This is a genomic window from Diplocloster modestus, assembly GCF_019042245.1.
Taxonomy (GTDB): domain Bacteria; phylum Bacillota; class Clostridia; order Lachnospirales; family Lachnospiraceae; genus Diplocloster; species Diplocloster modestus.
Window position 1 is genome coordinate 550,031 of record NZ_JAHQCX010000001.1, and the last position, 22,761, is coordinate 572,791.

12 protein-coding genes, 1 pseudogene, 1 CRISPR repeat array and 1 other annotated feature are annotated in these 22,761 nt (G+C 46.7%); of the genes and pseudogenes, 9 read left to right on the top strand and 4 right to left on the bottom strand.

Annotated features, from left to right (window positions below; all coding sequences use genetic code 11):
* Positions 1-21 precede the first annotated feature (21 nt).
* The gene (gene cas1b / locus KTH90_RS02505; protein ID WP_158352614.1) at positions 22-1,014 is read left to right on the top strand and encodes a type I-B CRISPR-associated endonuclease Cas1b; all 993 of its coding nucleotides are present in this window, start codon (positions 22-24) and stop codon (positions 1,012-1,014) included.
* 91 nt (positions 1,015-1,105) lie between these two features.
* The gene (cas2, locus tag KTH90_RS02510; protein ID WP_158352613.1) at positions 1,106-1,369 is read left to right on the top strand and encodes a CRISPR-associated endonuclease Cas2; all 264 of its coding nucleotides are present in this window, start codon (positions 1,106-1,108) and stop codon (positions 1,367-1,369) included.
* 145 nt (positions 1,370-1,514) lie between these two features.
* Positions 1,515-4,637: direct repeats of the CRISPR family, unit length 30 nt; unit sequence GTTTTAGATATACCTATGAGGATTTGAAGC.
* A gap of 114 nt (positions 4,638-4,751) precedes the next feature.
* Here the strand turns inward: cas2 and tnpC are convergent.
* Positions 4,752-6,008: pseudogene (gene tnpC / locus KTH90_RS02515) on the bottom strand (IS66 family transposase); the annotation flags it as partial.
* Positions 6,009-6,212: 204 nt separating this feature from the next.
* Between tnpC and KTH90_RS02520 the strand changes: the two are divergent.
* A complete protein-coding gene (locus KTH90_RS02520; protein ID WP_238726200.1) occupies positions 6,213-7,223 on the top strand; it encodes an aldo/keto reductase in 1,011 nt (336 codons plus the stop codon).
* A gap of 391 nt (positions 7,224-7,614) precedes the next feature.
* Here the strand turns inward: KTH90_RS02520 and KTH90_RS02525 are convergent, their stop codons facing one another.
* From KTH90_RS02525 to KTH90_RS02535, 3 genes are read right to left on the bottom strand one after another with little or no spacing between them, the layout of a single operon-like run.
* The gene (locus KTH90_RS02525; RefSeq protein ID WP_238726201.1) at positions 7,615-10,029 is read right to left on the bottom strand and encodes a transglutaminase-like domain-containing protein; all 2,415 of its coding nucleotides are present in this window, start codon (positions 10,027-10,029) and stop codon (positions 7,615-7,617) included.
* 2 nt (positions 10,030-10,031) lie between these two features.
* Positions 10,032-11,123, bottom strand: a complete 1,092-nt coding sequence (locus KTH90_RS02530) for a DUF58 domain-containing protein (protein ID WP_238726202.1) — start codon at positions 11,121-11,123, stop codon at positions 10,032-10,034.
* Entirely contained in the window at positions 11,120-12,103 is a 984-nt protein-coding gene (locus KTH90_RS02535) for an AAA family ATPase (protein ID WP_158352609.1), read from the bottom strand. The genes KTH90_RS02530 and KTH90_RS02535 overlap by 4 nt, the downstream gene beginning before the upstream one ends.
* Before the next feature lie 457 nt (positions 12,104-12,560).
* On the opposite strand from KTH90_RS02535, the gene KTH90_RS02540 reads away from it, so the two are divergent.
* The 6 genes from KTH90_RS02540 (at position 12,561) to KTH90_RS02565 (ending at position 22,661) form a co-directional block, all read left to right on the top strand.
* A complete protein-coding gene (locus KTH90_RS02540; protein ID WP_158352608.1) occupies positions 12,561-13,202 on the top strand; it encodes an endonuclease III domain-containing protein in 642 nt (213 codons plus the stop codon).
* Positions 13,203-13,373: 171 nt separating this feature from the next.
* Positions 13,374-13,606 (top strand) — a binding site (T-box leader).
* Positions 13,607-13,809: 203 nt separating this feature from the next.
* Positions 13,810-16,455, top strand: coding sequence for a valine--tRNA ligase (locus tag KTH90_RS02545; protein WP_158352607.1), 2,646 nt, complete (start codon positions 13,810-13,812; stop codon positions 16,453-16,455).
* A gap of 16 nt (positions 16,456-16,471) precedes the next feature.
* The gene (locus KTH90_RS02550; RefSeq protein WP_158352606.1) at positions 16,472-18,445 is read left to right on the top strand and encodes an LTA synthase family protein; all 1,974 of its coding nucleotides are present in this window, start codon (positions 16,472-16,474) and stop codon (positions 18,443-18,445) included.
* A gap of 307 nt (positions 18,446-18,752) precedes the next feature.
* Entirely contained in the window at positions 18,753-19,961 is a 1,209-nt protein-coding gene (locus KTH90_RS02555; RefSeq protein ID WP_238726203.1) for an MFS transporter, read from the top strand.
* Positions 19,962-20,087: 126 nt separating this feature from the next.
* Positions 20,088-20,810, top strand: coding sequence for a DUF5131 family protein (locus KTH90_RS02560; RefSeq protein WP_158352605.1), 723 nt, complete (start codon positions 20,088-20,090; stop codon positions 20,808-20,810).
* A gap of 108 nt (positions 20,811-20,918) precedes the next feature.
* Positions 20,919-22,661, top strand: a complete 1,743-nt coding sequence (locus KTH90_RS02565; RefSeq protein WP_158352604.1) for a S8 family peptidase — start codon at positions 20,919-20,921, stop codon at positions 22,659-22,661.
* The last annotated feature ends 100 nt before the right edge of the window (positions 22,662-22,761 follow it).

Below are 22,761 nucleotides of genomic sequence, written 5' to 3' on the forward strand. Positions count from 1 at the left end.
AACGGCTAAAGGAGAAGGAGTATGAAAAAAGATATCTATATTTTTAATGATGGAGACCTTCGCAGGAAGGATAATACCTTTTATTTCCAAAATGGAGAGTCTAAGAAATATCTTCCGATCGAAGAATTGGACTCTGTATGGGTATTTGGTGAAATTACGGTGAATAAAAAGTTTTTAGATTTTGCCTCGCAGAAAGGGATACTGATCCATTTTTTTAATTACTATGAGTATTATACCGGTACATTTTATCCCAGAGAGCATCTTAACTCAGGTTTTGTAATATTAAAACAGGCGGAGGCTTATCTCCAGGAAGAAAAAAGAGTCTTAATAGCCAAGAAGATAATAAGGACAGCGATTAGTAATATTCTGGTGGTTTTAAAATATTATTGTAAGAGAGGCATAAATCTACAGGAGACTATAGCTGATATTGAAGAAAAATGGATACAGATGGAAAATTGCTCCAGTACTGCGGAACTGATGGCTTATGAAGGAAATATTCGGGAGAGTTATTATAAAGCTTTTAATGTTATACTGGATGAGCCGGATTTTGTTTTTACAATTAGGAGCCGTCGACCGCCTAAAGATAAGCTTAATGCGTTGATCAGTTTTGGAAATTCTATGATGTATACGACAGTCCTCAGTGAAATTTATCAGACAAATTTAGACCCGCGGATTGGATATTTACATTCAACGAACAACAGAAGGTTTTCTTTGAATCTGGATCTGGCAGAAATATTTAAGCCGGTAATAGTGGACAGGGTGATATTCTCACTAATAAATAAAAGAGTGATTACAGCAAAAGATTTTGATAGTAATTTTGGAGGTATTCTATTAAAGGATACTGGTAAAAAGAAATTTGTAGAAGAGTACAATAAAAAATTACTTACTACGATACGCCATAAATCAATCGGTACAGCTGTAAGCTACAAACGATTGATAAGGCTGGAAGCATATAAGCTGCAAAAACTGATTACAGAAGATGCGGAATATGAAGGATTTGTTTGTGAATGGTGAATGACGAGATTTTATCTGAATAGGACGTAATTGGAGTTGGTTTTGGCCAAAGTGTTTAATGTATGAAGAGGAAAAAACAAGGGGTGTTGTGATGTTCGTGATTCTGGTTTATGATGTAAATGAGAAAAGAGTGGCGAAAGCATTAAAAACATGTAGGAAATATTTGACGTGGATTCAAAATTCGGTGTTTGAAGGGGATATCGGAGAGGCTAATTTGAAAAAGTTGAAGTTGGAACTGAATAAGATGCTACATAATGATGAGGATTCGGTTATTCTTTACAGATTTGAAAGCTTGAACTATTCTAGACGTGAAGTGATTGGTCAAGAAAAAAACGCTCAGGAGTTTATTATTTGATTTTGGGGTCGACCCATAATGGTGTAAAAAATGCGGGGGATCGACCGGATATAAGATCGGCTTGGAGAGCTGGATAGAAAAAATTTGGTGTTTTTGGGGGAGGGGATGGTGGGGGAGGAAGGGAGTATTTATGCGGTGTGAATGGGTTTTAGATATACCTATGAGGATTTGAAGCTTTTTTACACCATTATGGGTCGACCCCAAAATCAAAGTTTTAGATATACCTATGAGGATTTGAAGCTTTCCTGCGGTTGTCGGATGGGTATAGTTTGTCAGCGTTTTAGATATACCTATGAGGATTTGAAGCTTTCATCCATGTCCTCACCGCCTCTCTGCAAAATAAGTTTTAGATATACCTATGAGGATTTGAAGCCTTGCCATTGTCTGCCATCATCAGAGCCAGGAGACTAGTTTTAGATATACCTATGAGGATTTGAAGCGTTGTACAAATGGCCTTGTAAGTGTAACAATGATAGTTTTAGATATACCTATGAGGATTTGAAGCGCGGCAACAGGAGTTGCCAGTGTTGAGATTGAACTAAGGTTTTAGATATACCTATGAGGATTTGAAGCCCAGGATCACCAATGTTACGCTTCCCTTTCATATCAAGTTTTAGATATACCTATGAGGATTTGAAGCTTCAGGATACAAGAGTAGTGCCATACCCCATCCTCGTTTTAGATATACCTATGAGGATTTGAAGCACGGTTATGAAATGGTAGGAGTAACAGCGGCAGACAAGTTTTAGATATACCTATGAGGATTTGAAGCTGTGCTTCCTACTCTCACAACGCTTGCGTAACCTCGGTTTTAGATATACCTATGAGGATTTGAAGCTTTTGCGATTTAAGGCGATTTTGTACTAAATGGTATAGTTTTAGATATACCTATGAGGATTTGAAGCATGGTCAGGTATTCCGGGTATGCATTAGCAATCCCGTTTTAGATATACCTATGAGGATTTGAAGCCGTGGTATAAAAGCGACTGATGGGACTCCGATCTTGTTTTAGATATACCTATGAGGATTTGAAGCTCAAACCGGTAAACTGGTCTATCGCTGACGCCGGGGTTTTAGATATACCTATGAGGATTTGAAGCCCATTGGAGACGTCACAACCGCCACAGCGGGGAATACGTTTTAGATATACCTATGAGGATTTGAAGCCCTGTTAATTTTGTTGCATCTAAACTTGAAATGTCGTTTTAGATATACCTATGAGGATTTGAAGCTCCTATACGATCAATAGTGGTGTTCTACGTGATTTATGTTTTAGATATACCTATGAGGATTTGAAGCTTGAATGCATCCTGTACCTGACGCATTGCCCAGTGTTTTAGATATACCTATGAGGATTTGAAGCTTGCGATAGCGCCGAACAGACGTTGATCGCAGGACTTGTTTTAGATATACCTATGAGGATTTGAAGCCTCCTCTCATTTGTACTTGGCGTTGCACCGCCTGGTTTTAGATATACCTATGAGGATTTGAAGCCTGGTCAAGGCTGGCTATACTGTCCGAGTAGGAAGTTTTAGATATACCTATGAGGATTTGAAGCTGATTTATGTAGTTTTCAATGTGCCAGACAATCCGGTTTTAGATATACCTATGAGGATTTGAAGCTTTTGATACCGTAGACCTTATGCTTCTGCTCGAAGTTTTAGATATACCTATGAGGATTTGAAGCCCAAGTGAGCGGTACTGCTGCCCAAATCTTTGGCCAGTTTTAGATATACCTATGAGGATTTGAAGCATAAACAAATTTGGGGGACTGTTAGGATCAATTAGGGTTTTAGATATACCTATGAGGATTTGAAGCTTTATTGTGTGGTTTGTGTGTGACCTCGCCTGTTGAGTTTTAGATATACCTATGAGGATTTGAAGCCCGGCAAAACAAAGCGGCAGACGTCAAAATCCGGGAAGGTTTTAGATATACCTATGAGGATTTGAAGCTTTCTACCATCCTTTCTGTTGGCCGAAGCCAATAATGGTTTTAGATATACCTATGAGGATTTGAAGCTTAAGTCAACGCGTGATGAGTTAGGTCCTCCGCGTCTGTTTTAGATATACCTATGAGGATTTGAAGCCACGGGATCGGGTTGGATAAGATCGCCGGAACATCAGTTTTAGATATACCTATGAGGATTTGAAGCGAAGAAAAGGATCTACAAGCAATAGCCGGATTGAGTTTTAGATATACCTATGAGGATTTGAAGCCTGGTTCTGCAATGAGATGATGAAAGAGCAAGAAAGCGTTTTAGATATACCTATGAGGATTTGAAGCCACGGGATCGGGTTGGATAAGATCGCCGGAACATCGTTTTAGATATACCTATGAGGATTTGAAGCCTATAGCAGAACGCCAAAACTGATATGTGCGAGAGTTTTAGATATACCTATGAGGATTTGAAGCTATAAAACTGCAATCTTAGCAAGTTCTTCGCTTTGGTTTTAGATATACCTATGAGGATTTGAAGCAATTCCCCAGGAATTTTGCCAATCCTCCTAACGCGTTTTAGATATACCTATGAGGATTTGAAGCCCGTTCAAATACTGGCACAAGCCGCAGGTGTTATGTGTTTTAGATATACCTATGAGGATTTGAAGCAAATCCCAACCTTATCCAGCCTGTGTACCGGATAATCGTTTTAGATATACCTATGAGGATTTGAAGCTTGTATTGGTCTGCCGTTTCTGTTCTGCCGCTGATGTTTTAGATATACCTATGAGGATTTGAAGCCCCGGGCCATGCCGAAGAATCTTCTGGAGATAAGCCAGGTTTTAGATATACCTATGAGGATTTGAAGCTCTTGGGATTATGGGTGGCGGCAGACGGTCTGATCGTTTTAGATATACCTATGAGGATTTGAAGCCCTCCACCTTAAATGCATATGGCTTGAGCGCGGATGAGTTTTAGATATACCTATGAGGATTTGAAGCTTACTTAGCCTCACTTTTTTTAATTTTTCTCTCATGTTTTAGATATACCTATGAGGATTTGAAGCTTTATGCGAATAACGGGAGCCTGGCGGAATGGTTCGCGTTTTAGATATACCTATGAGGATTTGAAGCTCTGGATAATAGTGCTCTTACGCCTGCATATCTTGTTTTAGATATACCTATGAGGATTTGAAGCCCTGAGCGGCTCCTCCATCCCTTCATCCATGATATAAGTTTTAGATATACCTATGAGGATTTGAAGCTGACTAAGAGCAGCTATGATAAAATGTGGTCCCGGGTTTTAGATATACCTATGAGGATTTGAAGCACTTATCCGGTATCGGCACAAATTCAGCTGCATTTGTTTTGTAAGCGCCAAACAATAAGGCGGTAAAATTTAAAATACCCCAGCCCTTTGCGAGTTGGAGTAATTTACTATAATTCACATGCGATTTTTGATAGATTGGAGTTCTTCACTCCAAGGTGCCAGTTCGACCAACTGCTCGTCGGTCATGTTTTGGTTCGGCCTGCGTTCCAGCAAAAATTTAAGGTACCCATAAATATTCAGATTGTGTGCTTTGGCCATCTCGACTATTGTGTATACAACTGCGCTGGCATTCGCTCCATCTACAGAACTGCTGAACAGCCAGTTCTTCCGGCCTACTGCAAATGGACGGATTGCATTCTCGCTGAGATTGTTGGTTAAGCTGCACCGTCCATCTTCCAGATAGGTCTCCGCTGTTTCGCGCCGGTTGAGAACATAATTGACTGCCTTATCCATCCGGGTATTCCGGACGGGCTTTTGCTGGTCAAGCCACGCCCAGAAAGCCTCCAGAACGGGCTTTTCCTTCTCCAGACGCAGCTGCTTGCGCTTTTCATAATCACCGGGGTGCTTTTTGTTAATGGAATCCTCTATGGCAAACAAACGATTGCAATACTGGACTCCCTGTACTGCTGGCTGGCTATAATCATACTGCTTTCCTTGCGGAACGGCATCGATAAAATACCGACGGATATGTGCCCAGCAGGAACAGCGTTTGATCCCTGGCAGGTTGTTGTACCCCTGATAGCCGTCGGTTTCCAGATACCCGCTGTAGCCTTCCAGGAACTCCCTTGCCTGACTGCCGCTCCTGGTCGGGGAATAGCCATACAGAATCAGTGCCGGAAGTCCATCCTCACCGCTTCGGAACAGCCACATAAATGATTGAGACTGGGCTTTGCGTCCTTCCTCATTCAGCACCTGGACTCTTGTCTCATCTGCCATCGCAAAGCCGCGCTTCAACAGTTCCCGGCGGAAGTAATCATACAGCGGCTGGAAATAGCTCCGTGAGCAGTAGATAATCCAATTAGCAAGGGTGGTACGGCTGATCTGGGCGCCATACTGTTTCCAATCCTTCTCCTGACGGTAAAGAGGAAGCCCATTGGCATACTTCTGGTACATCGTCCACGCAACCGTGGATGCCGAGGCAGGGCCTTTCCCAACCAGGGCCATCGGAACCTTGGACTTTATGATTACAGGTTTTTCTGTATCTCCAAGACCTTCTTTGCAGGAGGGGCATCCGTAACTCTGACTGTAGTATTCAATCACTTTGCATGTGGCCGGAATGAATTCCAGCTCCCGGCGGACATACTCCTCGCCGATCGGGACCATCTGCGTACCGCAGATTGGACAGGTCTGTTCCTCTTCCAGAAGAGGGATGCTATGAGTACCGGCTGAAGCCTTTGGGTATTTTAAGAAGTCCGGTATTCCTGATAGAATAGAAGAAAGTTCCCTTGAAGAAATTTTTATTAATTCAGTGTTGTTTAAAAATCACGGGAACATGTATAATAGCGGTAAGGATATATAATTACCGGAAGGGAACTCCGGCTGAAAATGAGAAAGAAACGATAGGAGAGTGAGCTGATGACACAGACATATACAGCTGATGACAAGCGCTATGAGACAATGGAATATAATCGGTGCGGTACAAGCGGAATCAAGCTGCCGATTATTTCTCTGGGCTTCTGGCATAACTTTGGAGTGCACAATGACTTTGATAATATGAGAAGGATGTGTTTTACGGCGTTTGATGAAGGTATCACCCACTTTGATCTGGCCGATAACTATGGACCGTATCCGGGCAGTGCGGAGGAGAATTTCGGCCGCATTTTGGCAAAGGATCTGAAGCCATACCGGGATGAACTGATCATCAGTACAAAGGCAGGCTATGAAATGTGGGACGGCCCTTACGGAAACTGGGGGAGCAAAAAACACCTTGTCGCCGGTTTAGATCAAAGCCTGCTGCGTATGGAATGCGATTATGTGGATATTTTTTATCATCACCGGATGGACAGGGAGACACCTCTGGAGGAGACGATGGAGGCCCTGAACGGTATCGTTAAGAGCGGCAAAGCGCTGTATATCGGAGTATCCAACTATGATCAGGAATACACCGAGAAAGCTATCAAAATGTTAAGAGAGCTGAAATGTCCGTTTATCATTAATCAGAGAAGGTATTCCATATTTGACAGGACTATCGAAGAAGACGGAGTAAAAGAATTCGCGTATAAAAATGGGATCGGCGTGATCGTATTCAGCCCTCTGGCTCAAGGGCTGCTGACGGACAAATATCTGCATGGAATCCCGTCGGACAGCAGAATAGCCCGAGATCCCCGCTTCTTAAAAGCCGATAGCCTGACGAAGGAAAGGCTGGATCAAATCGAGGCGCTGAATGAGATTGCAAAAGAGCGTGGACAGTCTCTGGCCCAGATGGCGTTAGCCTGGACAGTGAAGGACGGCAGGATCTGCAGTGCGTTGATCGGGGCATCTTCTCCGGAGCAAATCAGGGAAAACGCAGCCGGTATCATGAAGCATACCTTTACGGATGAGGAAATCAGGAAAATCGATCAGATCAGCTGCGGGGCGGGTGCATAGAATTCTGAATGAGCGGTAATGTATGGGATTTCGCAGGACGGCAGGCTATAGTAACTGTATAGCACGCTGATATAGCGGAGAGTCTGGTAGGAGCAATTGAAAATCAGGAATTAAAGAAATGGTTCATGCCCGAAAATTTATATATATATAGATTTACGGTAAGAACCATTCTTTCGCTATGAGCACTTTAGCCATTGCCTGTCCTAAAAAGAGTATTCAAGACGAAAACCATTTTAAATGTCTCCCCATAAATTAAGCATCAAATATTCATAAGAACCACAGAGTTCAGATATTTTTTTTACAGCAGTGAACCGATATGGTGTGGGTTATAACCGGTAAAAGTCTAAAATACCCGGGAATCCCCCATTTTTTGTAAACTGCTTTTGATAACCTACTCCCTGATCCACAGCCACAGCCTCCCAAACCAGGAACGCTTGGAATACACGCTCCCGCGCAGCATCCCATATTTTTGTATCATAAATTCCAGTGAAAATTCCGGAAGCTGTTTTTCTCCATAACAGGCTTTCCGGGTATCTTCCAATATTTCCTCAAATATGCCGGCGGGCAGATCCGGATATTTGCCGGAGAGAAGGAGTACCCATTCTTCATTCGGATACTCCGGTTTCTCTTTCAGACCATCCAGTGTAAGCAGCCGGCTGATACTCAGATAAGTTTTTCGAATCCGGTCATTGATATTACTTTTAAGATTCCCGAACCGGGCGTATGCCCGTAAGGATTTTAAGATTCCCAAACCTATGGCGGGGAGCAATAAGGCACCCAAAATGATCCAGCCAATGTATGGGAATACTACTTTCCATAAATGGGAAGTTCTGTCCGCTAAATCAGAACCGCCATACGCGCCATCCTGGGAGGCATCGGCATCGGAAGCAGCCGAGGGAGCCGGCGTCACCGAGGGAGTCGGAGTTGGTGTGGTTTCAGCCTCATTTGTGCCCGGATTTTCAGGAGCCTCGGGAGCTTGTGATCCATCACCAAAATCGACCCGTTCAAATCCTGGCGTAGCTTCGGCCACGAGCCATCCGACATGATCAATGTAAACTTCCACCCAGGCATGAGCGTCTTCTGATGTGACAATGGCCTGATAAGTTCCGTTATCCTTCTCATGAAATTCACTGGGAGAAACCCGATATCCAGAGACGAATCGCGCGGGGATGCCGTTCATACGCAGCATCAGAACAGCAGTGGTTGCGTAGTGTACGCAGAAGCCTTTTCTGTTCCGGTAAAAGAAATATTCTGCAAAATCCCTGCCTACCGGTACACGTCCGGGCGAGGTATCATAGGTGGTCTGTTCCCTCAGAAGAGAGAGCACATTCCGTATCGCAGTAAAAGGATCTGACGAAGCGGTATGGGCGATATCGTCCTGGAAGCGTTCCCGGACGTGGTCAGGTACCTGCAGATAAGTCTTGTTTACATAATCGTTATACCGTGTTTTAATATTCGAATCCGCAGTTCCTTCGGCCTTCGCGCCGGGCGGAATATCATTCACTATAAAAAGCGGATTATAAAACACAGAATAGCTGGATTCCTGATTTCCGTAGATATAGGAATCCGCGCACAGGACCATATTGTCCTCGTAAAAACTGGTGTATGGCGTATAATAATAGGATGGATCGGCGTTGATCAGTTCTACATCCATAGACTGATACCGGTAGAGCTGACTGACAGCCTCCATATTCATATAATATGGGGGATAGGATAGGTTCCTAATAAATGCCCCCGGATTAGCGGCCCGGACAGTAGAGAAGTATTCCTGGAATGTGTCAGAATCAGCTGGGTCCCATCCCAGATTTGTATATTCCGCACCGATATAGCCTTCCAGGTAGATATTAATCACAGGAGGTTCGTCTGTCAGAGTCAGCCTCAGGTGATTGGTCACCGGTCCTGCCAGGCTGGATATCTGGGCCAGGCTTCCGGAACCTACCCCACGCTCTGTATAAGAGCTGCCGGGACGGAAAGGATCGATCGCAGTCAGGTAACCATTGATGGTCCGTTTTAGCTCCAGACGGTTTCCAAGGCTCTTTTCAATCAGCGGTGCCAGGAAGGCCAGTCCGATGGAAAGACTTAAGACGATCATTAGAAGGACAACCGGGCCGGTTTTCTTCTGAATATGAGTTTCTGTTGTGCGGTCCCGTTTTTTGCCGCCGCTTCTGACTGCGACAGAGAGAAGGACGGATAAGAAAACCAGAATACCGGATGCGGTATCCGCAGATGTCCCCAGACAGAACGGCCAGAGGAAACCAAAGCCCAGAGTCAGAACATACGCATAACTGCGCTTCGCCCGAATAAGGCACCAGGAGAGCAGCGGACATAGCGGAAGACATACGGCTAACAACCCTGCTGTCCCGGAAGAAGACTGGATCTCGTTGTATAGGGGAGGCAGTGTATAAGAGCTGCCAAGGTATTCATTTACCTGGGTCAATATGGAACCGGCGATCCAGAAGAGCCCTTCCTGTACGGACTCTTCAAACAACCAGAAGAATAGTAAATAGAGCAGAACGCCCGCAGGCAGCCAAAGACGCCATGCCGAATTAAAATAAAAAGTCAGGCAGCCATAGAGTGCTGCCAGGGCCAGCACATATACGGTGAGCGGTACGTAAATGGGGATGGAAAAACAAGAGGCAACAGTAAACAGCAGCCCCAGAATGCCCAGGCACAGGATGACGGATAAAAAGAAATAGTCTATAAAGGAACGGCGGTAGAGACTCTCTTCAAGTCCAGTATAAGAGGTATGGATTGAGAGACCATTCCCGGTTTTTCTGTTTTTTTTCTTAAATATTTTCATAGGCATTATTAAAGATAAAACTCCAACGATTCCAGCTGAGATTTTAAATCGGCCGGAGAAAATTCGGCGGTTACGTCGCCGTTTGTTATCAGTTCCAAATCCGTATTCAGAACCAGTATGCTGGCAAACCTCATATTCGGATAGGCGTCTTCATATTCGAACAGAGCATTCTGGCCAAATGTGGAAATATCTAAGGACAGAAGCCTGCGTATCATTTCGTAAAAGGTTTCCTCATCTTTCACCAGACATCTGACGATTTCCCGCCCAACCCGATCCGGCCAGGCGATATAGTGGCTGCAGGAGAGTGAGAGCAGTGATCTTGAAAAGGATACGGCCGTTTCCAACATACCGTTCCACTGTTCCGGTGTGGCCGGCCAATCCTTTCCCTCCAGAAGCAAAAGGACAGCGGCTCCCACAGGCTGACTGAATTCTTTGACATACAGCTCGTCCTCACGGGCGCTTAATTTCCAGTGTATTCGTTCCGGCCGGTCCCCCGGACGGTATTCCCTGATATCAAATATTTCAGAAGGATCATCCCCGGGCCGGTCTTTGGCGTATTCATCACTGTCCATCAGAAAGTTCTGAATCTTATTTCCGGCATGGATATTGACAGGATAAGCGGCGGGAAGGATGTAAACCTGGGATGGCTGTTCTACGCGTATGCGGAAAAAGAGAAGCTTCAGGTAATCATAGATCCGGAAGGAATGAATCCGGATATCCAGCCGCCCGCAGTAAGAAGGGATGATTCTATAGGTAGCCTTTCTGTCAGATTTCCCGTCGATACTGGCCTCTATTTTCAAACGCTGTCCCTGATCGGAATTACCGTATCTGCACTCCAGACTGATCCGAATATACGAAGCCGGAAGGAGAGAGCGGTTTTGGATGCGCAGTTCGACTGGAATATCCTCACCGCGTTCTGCCATGACAACAGGCGTACGGCATTCTGCTCGGATACAGCGGTGCAGATACCAGGACAACAGCAGACAGAAAACAGGGAGAACCAGTTCACAGGCCAGAAGAGGGATGCCCCCAGGCCACCGGAACATAATCTGCAGATAAAAAGTCCCCGCAAGCAGAAGCAAATAGATCAGGATACTCATTCCGATACCTCTTTTTTGGCTGTTTCTTTACGCCCGGACTTTTTGGGAGTTGGTGAGGGGGTATTTTTTAAGATATCCCGAATTACGTCTTCTGTCCGCGTATGGCCCGCGCGTGCTTTGGCGTTTAGATGGATACGATGACATGCCACATCCGGAAATGCATAGGCCACATCCGCAGGTATGCAGAAATCCCTTCCGTCCAGATAGGCGGCGGCTTTTGCCATTTTAGCCAACGCTATGGTACCTCTGGGGCTTAGACCTGTCTGAATCAGCGGATGGGTTCTGGTGGCGGTGATCAGCCTGCCAATATAGTTGTACAGTACATCATGTACAAAAACTGCCTGCACCTCACCCTGCATTTGGATCAGCATGTCCGGACTGATTACCGGTTGTATTTTCTCATAAGCCTTTTTATCGAAGGTCCCTTTGACGATCTCAATTTCATCCTTGATATCAGGATAACCCATGGTGATACAGATAAAGAAACGGTCCAGCTGGGACTCAGGCAGCATCTGGGTGCCCGCGGAGCCAAATGGATTCTCCGTGGCAATGACCACAAATGGATCCGGGACCGGATGGGTAATCCGGTCTACCGTGACCCTGCCTTCCTCCATGACCTCCAGCAATGCGGATTGGGTTTTGGGGGAGGCCCGGTTGATCTCATCGGCCAGAAACAGATTACACATGATGGCTCCCGGCTGGTACTCGAACAGGCCGGTATCTTTCTGAAACATCGTAAAACCTGTGATGTCCGCCGGCAGGACATCCGGTGTAAACTGAACCCGGTGCTGGAGCATACCCATGCTTCTGGAAAAGGCTACGGCCATGGTGGTCTTGCCAACACCCGGGATATCTTCTATTAATATATGTCCTCCGGCCAGGATGGCGGACAACACTTTGCGGATACAGTCGTCCTTGCCGATGACGGCTTTTTTTACTTCATCCATAATCTGAACAGCGGTACTGCTGGTTACTGGCATATCGGTTCATCCTTTCTGGTGAGCTGCTGTGTTACGGCTTCCTTCGTCTATTCTTATACAATTTTATCTGGATATCAAAAGTCTTTCGTTAACAAGATTATAGCATGCTTGATTATAGTTATCATATACTTTGGAGTCAGGTTCAGGTCAAGAAAGTTTTTATTAATGTTTTGTGAATATTGATAATGTTTTAACAATCAAACGAAATGGGACATGTCCATTTCGATTTGTTCCTTTCTATTTGGAATATATCTGGTTCTGATTGAAATATGTTTATTTCCTATTGGAACATATCTATTATCTTGTCTATCTATTTCGTTATTTCCCGGCAAACCATTGAAAACAATCAGAAAGCAATTTATAATGACATTTATAAGCATACACATAATATAAAGTGCGCATACCGTAACGCGCATGGAAAAGGTGACGAAGGAAAGGAGCCTATAAGGATTCTAACATGACAAAAGAAGAATTGGCACTGGAAATCGTAGAACGTTTAAAAAAGGAATACCCGGATGCCGGATGTACGCTTGAGTACGCCCCGGATCAAGCATGGAAACTTCTGGTAAGCGTCCGTCTGGCGGCACAGTGCACGGATGCCAGAGTGAACGTGGTGGTACAGGAGCTGTATAAAGAATTCCCCGACGTGGAAGCTTTGGCAAATGCCAGGGTGGAGGAGATCGAGAAAATCGTGAAACCCTGCGGCCTGGGCCATAGCAAGGCCAGGGATATAAACGCCTGTATGAGGGAGCTGCGGGATCTGTATGGCGGCAAGGTGCCCGATGATTTCGATGCGCTGTTAAAGCTTCCGGGAGTTGGGAGAAAAAGTGCGAACCTGATTATGGGGGATGTGTTTGGCAAGCCGGCGATTGTGACCGATACGCATTGTATCCGCCTGGTCAACCGGATGGGACTCGTAGATCAGATCAAGGAACCGAAGAAAGTGGAGATGGCCCTTTGGAAACTGATCCCTGCTGAAGAGGGCAGTGATTTTTGCCACAGGCTGGTTTATCATGGCAGAGATATCTGTACGGCCCGGACAAAGCCCCATTGTGAAAAATGCTGCCTGGCCGATATTTGTGCCAAAGCCGGAGTATAGGAATGATGTGCTGAGGAAATGGAAAAGATTAAAAATGCTTTGGAAAAGAGTTAAAAATGCAAGAGCTTGACAAAAACATAAAATCCGATTATGATAGGCGTATCTTATTTGAAACTCTGTTGATGTCAGCAGTCAGACTGAGTTGAACAGAGAAGTCAGTATCATATAGAATCAACGGTAGCGAAAAAGAGGAGTACGTATTACACGCCTGTCAGAGAGGACGGTCCATTGGCTGGAAGGCTGTCCGGGAAACGGGATACGGAAAGTAGCTTTGGAACCGGAAGGCTGAACCGCGCTGATGCAGTAAGTCTTACCCGTCTTGTCCGCGTTAACAGACAGACTGAGATATATGCCGTACAGCGGCATATAAGATAAGGTGGTACCGCGAGACATTCGCCCTTTGCTTTGTGCAGGGGCGTTTTTTATTTCATGGGAATCACCATTGCGCACCTTCAGGCGCGGCACAAATAGTAATGAAAGTTTTGCCTTCTTTCACACTAAAGTGCTCCTATGAAAGAAAAAACGTTCCGTAAGTTGTAAAAAAACAGCAGTTAATCGTACAGAGTTATAAAAAATGAAAGTTACGTAATAAGAGAGGGAGAAACCAATGAGTAAAGAATTAAGCAAGACCTATGATCCGAAGGATATTGAGCCCAGGTTATATGACAAATGGGAGACCCGCAAGTATTTTCACGCAGAGGTGGACAGGAGCAAAAAGCCATTTACCATCGTGATGCCTCCGCCCAACATTACCGGTCAGCTGCATATGGGACATGCGCTAGACAATACCTTACAGGATATTCTGATCCGCTATAAGAGAATGCAGGGTTATAACGCGCTGTGGCAGCCCGGCTGCGATCACGCCAGTATCGCCACTGAGGTCAAGATCACGGAGCAGCTGAGAAAAGAGGGAATTGACAAGGAGGATCTGGGCCGGGAGAAATTTCTGGAAAGAGCCTGGCAGTGGAAAGAGGAATACGGTGGACGGATCGTCGGCCAGTTAAAGAAGATGGGGTCTTCTGCGGACTGGGACAGAGAGCGCTTTACAATGGACGAGGGCTGTTCCAAAGCGGTGGAAGAAGTATTCCTGAAATTCTACGACGAGGGATTTATCTATAAAGGGAACCGGATCGTCAACTGGTGCCCGGTCTGCCAGACGACCATATCCGATGCGGAAGTGGAACATGAGGAACAGACCGGCCACTTCTGGCACATCAAATATCCTATCGTGGGAAGCGATGACTTCGTAACGGTAGCCACGACAAGGCCGGAGACCATGCTGGGAGACACGGCGCTGGCGGTTCATCCGGAGGATGAACGCTACAGCCATCTGATTGGCAGGACTGTAATCCTGCCGCTGATGAACAGAGAGATTCCGGTCGTGGCGGACAGCTACGTGGACAAAGAATTCGGTACCGGAGTGGTAAAGATTACGCCGGCCCACGATCCGAATGACTTTGAAGTAGGAAAACGTCATGACCTGCCGGTGATCAATGTGTTAAACGACGATGCCACCATCAATGAAAACGGAGGCAAATACGCCGGGATGGAGCGCTATGAGGCCCGGAAGCTGATCGTCAGGGAACTGGAGGAACAGGGTCTTCTGGTGAAAGTGGAAGAGCATGTTCATAATGTAGGAACCCATGACCGCTGCGGGACCACCGTAGAACCCATGGTAAAGCAGCAGTGGTTTGTAAAAATGGAGGAGTTGGCGAAGCCGGCCATCGAAGCGCTGAAAACCGGCGATCTTCAGTTTGTGCCAGAACGGTTTGACAAGATCTATCTCCACTGGCTGGAAAATATCCGTGACTGGTGTATCTCCAGGCAGCTGTGGTGGGGACACCGGATACCGGCCTATTACTGTGACCAGTGCGGTGAGATGGTAGTGGCAAAAGAAGCGCCCGGAGTCTGCCCGAAATGCGGCAGTACGCATTTTACACAGGATCCGGATACGCTGGACACCTGGTTCAGTTCGGCACTGTGGCCCTTCTCCACACTGGGATGGCCCAAGAAGACAGAAGACCTGGATTATTTCTATCCGACGGATGTACTGGTGACGGGATATGATATCATCTTCTTCTGGGTAGTCCGCATGGTATTTTCAGGTTATGCGCATACCGGGAAATCCCCGTTCCACACAGTGTTGATCCATGGACTGGTGAGGGATTCACAGGGACGTAAAATGAGTAAATCCCTCGGAAACGGCATTGATCCGCTGGAAGTGATCGACAAATTCGGGGCGGACGCCTTAAGGCTGACTCTTGTAACCGGAAACGCGCCGGGTAATGATATGAGGTTTTATTGGGAGCGTGTGGAATCCAGCAGAAACTTTGCCAATAAATTATGGAACGCGGCCAGATTTATCATGATGAATCTGGAGGACCGGGTAATCGATACGCCGGAAGATTTCCATCTGAAACTGGCGGACCGCTGGATTTTATCCAAAGTAAATACCCTGGCAAAAGAAGTCACCGATAACATGGACCGGTATGAACTGGGAATCGCTGTGCAGAAGGTATATGATTTTATCTGGGATGAATTCTGTGACTGGTATATTGAGATCGCCAAGTACCGGATGTACAGCAGGGAGTACGATGAGGACTCTGCGGATTATGCGCTGTGGACCTTAAAGACCGTATTGACGCAGGCGTTAAAATTGCTGCATCCGTTTATGCCGTTCATTACGGAGGAAATCTTCTGTACACTGCATCCGGATCAGGAGTCGATCATGATCTCCGACTGGCCGGTTTACCAGGAATGCTGGAACTACGCGGTGGCAGAAGAGATGATGGATGCGGTAAAAGATGTGGTCAGGGGCATTCGAAATGTCCGCGCAGATATGAATGTTCCAATGAAGAACAAGGTACGGGTATTTATCGTTTCCGATAACCGCGGCACCTGCGAGATGTTCGAGGCGGTGAAAAGCTCCTTTAAGATTCTGGTGGGAGCCAGCAAAATACGTGTCCAGACGGATAAAAGAGGAATCGGTGAAGACGCGGTATCCGTAGTGACTCCGAAGGCGACCATTTACATGCCGTTAGAAGAACTGGTGGATATGGAGAAAGAGAAGGCCCGTCTTACGAAAGAAAAGGAACGGCTGGAAAAAGAGCTGTCGAGAGTGAAGGGGATGTTGAGCAACGCTAATTTCCTGAACAAAGCGCCTGAGCATAAGATAAACGAAGAAAAAGAAAAGCTCAATAAATACGCGCAGATGATGGAGCAGGTTATGGAGCGTTTGGCTTTCTGGAAATAAAGATGGAGTCATAAGTATGAAAAAAGAATCGATCGTAACCGTTATGAACCGGCTGTCGTTACTGTTCCAGGCAATTTTGTCACTTCTGGTCTATTTTATCATTGAGGCAGCCTCCAGGCATTCCGCGGCGGCTGCCTGGGTGTTCATGACGAAGAGTCCGCTGGTATTTCTGTATAATGCGTTTATGATTTTTATGACGATGATGTTCGTATATCTGTTCCGGAAAAGAACTTTTGTAAGGGCATTGATCGCCGGACTCTGGCTGATTCTGGGGATCGTCAATGGTATTGTCCTGGCGAACCGGGTGACACCGCTGACGGGACCCGATTTCAAGCTGATTTTTGACGCGGCGGAGGTTTTGGGAGCTTATATGAGTCCCCTGAAAGTAATCGGAGCGGCAGCAGGTTTGGCGGCCGTGGTGGCGGGAATGGTGATCTTATTCCGGAAAGCGCCGAAGTTTCAGGGGAAAATGCACTATTTGCGAAATGCCGGGATGGTGGCTGCAGTCTGCCTCCTCTTTGGACTGGTTACCCATTTGGCCCTGAACAACCGGGTGCTGTCGTCCTACTTTGGAAATATTGCGTTCGCCTATGAGGATTATGGATTTCCTTATTGTTTTACCAGCACGCTGTTTGGAACCGGAATGGACGCGCCCCACGATTATTCAGACAAATCCATCCGTAAAATTCTGTCCAGCGAAGGTGAAGTAAAAGAAACCATGCCGGGAGATATGGATTTCCCGAATATTATATTTGTACAGCTGGAGTCTTTTTTTGATCCGAAGGAAGTGGAGTTTTTAGAAATGTCAGAGGATCCGATACCGAATTTCCGCGCTTTGATGCAGAAGTATTCCTCCGGCTACTACAAGGTGCCGTCTGTTGGCGCCGGGACTGCGAATACAGAGTTTGAGACGATTACGGGGATGAATCTGAGGGATTTCGGACCGGGAGAGTATCCTTATAAGACGATCCTGCAGAAAACCACCTGTGAAAGCATGGCGTATGTCCTGAAAGAGCTGGGATACGGCACGCATGCCATTCACAACAATACGGCCAGTTTCTATGACCGGCGGGATGTATTTTCCAAACTTGGTTTTGATACATTTACCTCCAGGGAAATGATGGATATCAAAGAGATGACGCCCAATGGCTGGCCTAAGGACGAGATCCTGGTGGAGTGTATTCTGGATGCGCTGAAGGCAACCCCGGATCAGGATTATGTATTTACCATAACGGTCCAATCTCATGGGGATTATCCGGAGGAGCCGCTGCTTGAGAATCCGAAGATCAAAGTCAGCGGGCCGGACACGGAAGGACAGCGGAACGCGTGGGAATATTATGTGAATCAGATTTATGAGGTGGATGCCTTTGTCGGCCATCTGGTGGAAGCGCTGGAAGCTTACGGAGAGGACACCGTACTGTTTCTGTATGGGGATCATCTGCCTACGATGGGCCTGAAGGTAAATGAGGTCAAAAGCAGGTATCTGTTCGAAACCGAATATGTCATCTGGGATAATATAGGACTTGCGAAAAAAGATCAGACGCTTACGGCCTATCAGGCGGGGGCGGAGGTGTTAAAGCAGATCGGGATTCAGAAAGGAACTATATTTACCTACCATCAGACCCGGAGAAAAACCAAGCATTATCTGGTGGATCTGCAGGAACTGCAGTATGATATGCTGTATGGGAAGCAGTATGTGTATGGACAGGAGAGCCCTTATGAGCCTACGGATCTGCAGATGGGCGTGAAACCTGTGATCATTGATCAGGTGTTTACAGGACATAATGGCAACGTTTATGTCCAGGGTGAGAATTTTACCGAGAACAGCCGGATCGTGATTAATGGAGAGCAGGTGGAGACCTTGTTCATTAACTCGGGAGTATTGAGGCCGTTGGATGTAAAGCTGAAGTCTGGTGATCTGGTGCAGGTGCAGCAGGTCAGTTCGAAGAACACTTTGCTGTATTCTTCCGGGGAGTGGGCATATCGGTAGAGGATAATCCAATTCTGTTAAGCGTGTAATCTGGCGTGTAGAAAGACCAAGAAGCTCAGCGGCTTGTTGTCTGCTCCTATTCTATCAAAAAGCCCTCCGGGCAGGAACACCATTTACGTGGTCTGCTGCAGGCAGGCTTTTTTGTTTCATAGGAAAGTGCTCCTATGAAATAAAAAACGCTCCGCGGGGATCGCACAGCGGCGGAAAGGAAGATGCCGCTTGCGCGGCCCGCCGCAGGCGGAGAGTTTCGCAAGCGAAACTCTTTTTTACATGCAAGCCACTAATTTACATCTAAGGAGAATATAGAGTGAATGAAAATAGATTACAAGGGGAATGGCGGGGGAAAACAATTCGTTTTATGACCGCACAGACGATATCCCTGTTCGGTTCCTCCCTGGTTCAATACGCCATCATCTGGTATATTACCCTGGCTACTTCTTCGGGCATTATGATGACGATCTCCACCGTGTGCGGGTTCGCGCCTCAGATATTGATATCTCTTTTTGCCGGTGTCTGGATTGACCGCTATGACAGAAAACATATGTGTATGCTGGCAGATGCTGTCATTGCTGTTTCCACATTCATCCTGGCTCTGTTGTTTCTGAACGGATACCGGAGTGTCTGGCTGCTGTTCTTGGTTCTGCTGATCCGTTCGGCGGGTACGGGGATCCAGACACCGGCAGTGAACGCGCTGATCCCGCAGTTGGTACCTGCGGAACATCTAATGAAGATAAATGGGATAAACAGTACCATCAATTCCCTGATGATGTTCCTGTCGCCTGCGGTCAGCGGGGCGATACTCTCGGTGACAACCGTAGAGGCCGCTTTCTTTATCGATGTGATAACGGCGGTTATCGGTATCGGCATTATGTTTACCATAGCGGTGCCGCCTTTGCAGTCACCGGATGCGCAGAGAAACGGCGGGCAAGAATCCGTGATACAGGAGATAAAATATGGATTCCGGTATCTGAAGGAGCAGCGGTTTATCCGGAATCTTCTGGTGTTTCAGATAACTGTTCTGATATTGATCAGCCCGTCGGCCTTTTTGACGCCGCTTATGGTCAGCAGGACATTCGGGACCCAGGTGTGGCGTCTGACTCTCAGTGAAATGACGTTCAGCGCAGGTGCGGCGGCCGGCGGCCTGTTGATCGCGGCCTGGGGCGGATTCCGCAGCCGGATGCACACCACGGTTCTGGCCGGTTTCCTGTACGGAATCCTGATGGTCGGGCTTGGTGTATCGCCGGTGTACCCGGCCTATCTGGTATGCAACTTCCTGATTGGAGTGACGATGCCCTGCTACAATGCACCGATCAATGTCATGATACAGGAGAAAGCAGACCCGGCCATGCATGGCCGAATCTTTAGTTTTATGCAGATAACCAATGCCTGTGCGCTGCCGCTGGGGATGATGGTCTTCGGTCCCCTGGCGGATGTGACCAGGGTACAGAACCTGCTGGTTTTCGGTGGAATCGCAGTTGTATGCTGTACCCTGTACGCGGGGAAAAAGAGTACTTAGCAGATATAAGCCGCCTGCGTGCAGGAATTGCACTTTATCGGTTGCTATTATACGGCAGACCGTATATGATTGTGGATAAGGCAGGCGAAAGGCCGGTAGTTTTAAGCTGAACAAAGGAGGGCATCTATGAACTGGGAGCCGTGGACAGGTTGTTACAAAATAAGTGATGGCTGCACAAATTGCTATTTTTATGGACCCCATGCGAAACGCTGCGGTCAAAACACCATACAAAAAACAGATAAATTCGATTGGCCCGCAAGGAAAAATGCAAAGGGCGAGTACAACATTAAAGGCAACAAAATTCTCGCTACCTGTTTTGCAACTGATTTTTTTCTACCTGAAGCGGATGATTGGCGCAAAGAGGTGTGGGCTATTATCAGGGAAAGAACGGATATTGATTTTCTGATTTTGACAAAGCGAATTGACCGTTTCCTGATATCGCTTCCATCCGATTGGGGAGCAGGCTATGACAATGTGAATATAGGCTGTACGGTTGAAAATCAAGCATTAGCCGATTACAGGCTTCCGCTCTTTTTATCCTATCCGATAAAGCGGCGTTTTATTGCTTGTGCCCCACTTTTAGAGGCGATAGATTTAACACCATATCTTCATGGGGTAAATCATGTTACTGTTGGCGGCGAAACTGGACGGGAAGCTCGTGTTTGTGATTATAATTGGGTGCTTCAGATCCGAGAACAATGCGTGAAAGCAGATGTAACCTTTTGGTTCAAAAATACAGGCTCACTTTTCAAACGTGACGGTGTAGTGGAAAAAATAAATCCATTTAAGCAAAGCGGTAAAGCAAAAGAGCTTGGTATCGATATATCAGATGGGAAAAGGCTGTTCTGATCTATCCGCAGTGCTTGTAATTTTGGCACTTACGTGCGATGCATGAAAAATAGTCAGCGAGGCATATAATATAGGAATATAAATACGAGAAAAAGGCTGCGGAATCTTATGAATGACCAAAAAATTGAAAATCTGTTAAACCTGGCGCTGGATGCCACGGAAAATGAGAGGGAACGGTCGCTGGAACTGGATGTGGGTTTTGATGAACTTACCCGGACCTGGGAACTGATCGTAAAATACTCGGGGGATATCGGACGGCTGACCAGAGAAAATGAAGAGATCACAGTGGTGGAAATGCTGAATAATTTTGCAATTATCACTGTGCCTGAGCATCTGATTGACCGGCTGGCCGACCAGCCGGAGATCGAATACATAGAAAAACCAAAGCGGTTATTTTTCGCTGTGAACCAGGGCAGAACGGCATCCTGTATAACTCCGGTTCAAAACGAAAGGTTTAATCTGTTTGGACAGGGGGTTCTGGTAGCCGTTATCGACAGCGGAATTGATTATGCGCATCCTGATTTCAGAAATGAAGACGGGACTACGCGGATCGTGAACCTGTGGGATCAGACTGTTTCCGCAGGACCATCCCCTGAAGGTTATCTGATTGGAACCGAATACACCGCGGAACAGATCAACGAAGCGCTGCAAAAAGCTACCCCCCAGGAACAGTACGCGGTGGTCCCCAGCCGGGATCTGAGCGGGCATGGAACCCACGTAGCCGGGATCGCGGCCGGAAATGGAAGGGCGAGCAGCGGTGTTTACAGAGGCGTGGCATCCCAAAGTGAGCTTTTAATTGTTAAGCTTGGAACTCCGAGGGAAGATTCATTTCCCAGGACCACAGAGCTGATGCAGGCAGTGGACTATGTGGTTCGTAAATCTATAGAGCTGGAAACACCGGTGGCTATCAATATCAGCTTCGGCAATACTTACGGATCCCACAGCGGCACTTCTCTGATCGAGACTTATCTGAATAATGTCTCCAATCTGGGCCGGACCACCATCTGTGTGGGGACCGGAAACGAAGGGGCGGCAGCTGGGCACACGGAAGGAGTATTGAGGGAAGGGATCCCGCAGGATATAGAATTTTCGATCTCCAATAATGAAACAGTCATGAATCTTCAGATCTGGAAATCTTATGTGGATGAGGTAAACATTGCCATTGTTCACCCGTCGGGAATTGTAGCCGGACCGATTCAGCCGTTCCTGGGCCCCCAGCGGTTCGTAATGGGAGGTACGGAGCTTCTGCTATACTACGGAGAGCCCAGCCCATACAGCGTTTACCAGGAAATCTATATTGATTTCCTTCCCAGAGATCAGTATCTGGATAGCGGGATCTGGAAAATCCGTCTGATACCCGAACGGATCGTGTCCGGCCGTTTTGATATGTGGATGCCAAGTGAAGGCGCGCTGAATACCGGCACCCGTTTCCTGGCACCTACAGAAAACATTACCCTCACCATTCCCTCCACGGCTCCAGGCGTAATCAGCGTCGGTGCTTATGATTCCAGAAGGCGCACTTACGCTGCCTTTTCCGGAAGGGGATATACCTGGATGACGAACCAGCCAAAGCCGGATCTGGTCGCCCCCGGTGTGGATATCATGAGCGCCGCCCCCGGCGGGGGGTATACCTCAAGGTCGGGGACTTCCATGGCTACTCCTTTTGTATCCGGTTCCGCTGCGCTGTTAATGCAATGGGGTATTGTAAATGGAAACGATCTCTTTCTCTATGGGGAGAAATTGAAGGCATATCTGCAGCGCGGGGCCAGTGAATTGCCGGGATTAACGGTATATCCGAATTCGCAGGTGGGGTATGGGGCGTTGTGTGTGAGGGACAGTCTGCCTTTGTGAAGTAAGCTTTGAGACAGTCTGCCCATTTAAATTTTGGAATATTGAGGGCAGTCTGAGTTTTTTGGTAAGAAACACAAATACTTTCAAAACTTGCAAGCGA

What these genes read in the sequence shown, in the direction of transcription:
- KTH90_RS02560 (WP_158352605.1), top strand. Translation starts at nt 20,088, where the DNA reads ATGAACTGGGAGCCGTGGACAGGTTGTTACAAAATAAGTGATGGCTGC.
- KTH90_RS02530 (WP_238726202.1), bottom strand. Translation starts at nt 11,123, where the DNA reads ATGAGTATCCTGATCTATTTGCTTCTGCTTGCGGGGACTTTTTATCTG.
- cas2 (WP_158352613.1), top strand. Translation starts at nt 1,106, where the DNA reads ATGTTCGTGATTCTGGTTTATGATGTAAATGAGAAAAGAGTGGCGAAA.
- cas1b (WP_158352614.1), top strand. Translation starts at nt 22, where the DNA reads ATGAAAAAAGATATCTATATTTTTAATGATGGAGACCTTCGCAGGAAG.
- KTH90_RS02550 (WP_158352606.1), top strand. Translation starts at nt 16,472, where the DNA reads ATGAAAAAAGAATCGATCGTAACCGTTATGAACCGGCTGTCGTTACTG.
- KTH90_RS02565 (WP_158352604.1), top strand. Translation starts at nt 20,919, where the DNA reads ATGAATGACCAAAAAATTGAAAATCTGTTAAACCTGGCGCTGGATGCC.
- KTH90_RS02535 (WP_158352609.1), bottom strand. Translation starts at nt 12,103, where the DNA reads ATGCCAGTAACCAGCAGTACCGCTGTTCAGATTATGGATGAAGTAAAA.
- KTH90_RS02540 (WP_158352608.1), top strand. Translation starts at nt 12,561, where the DNA reads ATGACAAAAGAAGAATTGGCACTGGAAATCGTAGAACGTTTAAAAAAG.
- KTH90_RS02525 (WP_238726201.1), bottom strand. Translation starts at nt 10,029, where the DNA reads ATGCCTATGAAAATATTTAAGAAAAAAAACAGAAAAACCGGGAATGGT.
- KTH90_RS02545 (WP_158352607.1), top strand. Translation starts at nt 13,810, where the DNA reads ATGAGTAAAGAATTAAGCAAGACCTATGATCCGAAGGATATTGAGCCC.
- KTH90_RS02520 (WP_238726200.1), top strand. Translation starts at nt 6,213, where the DNA reads ATGACACAGACATATACAGCTGATGACAAGCGCTATGAGACAATGGAA.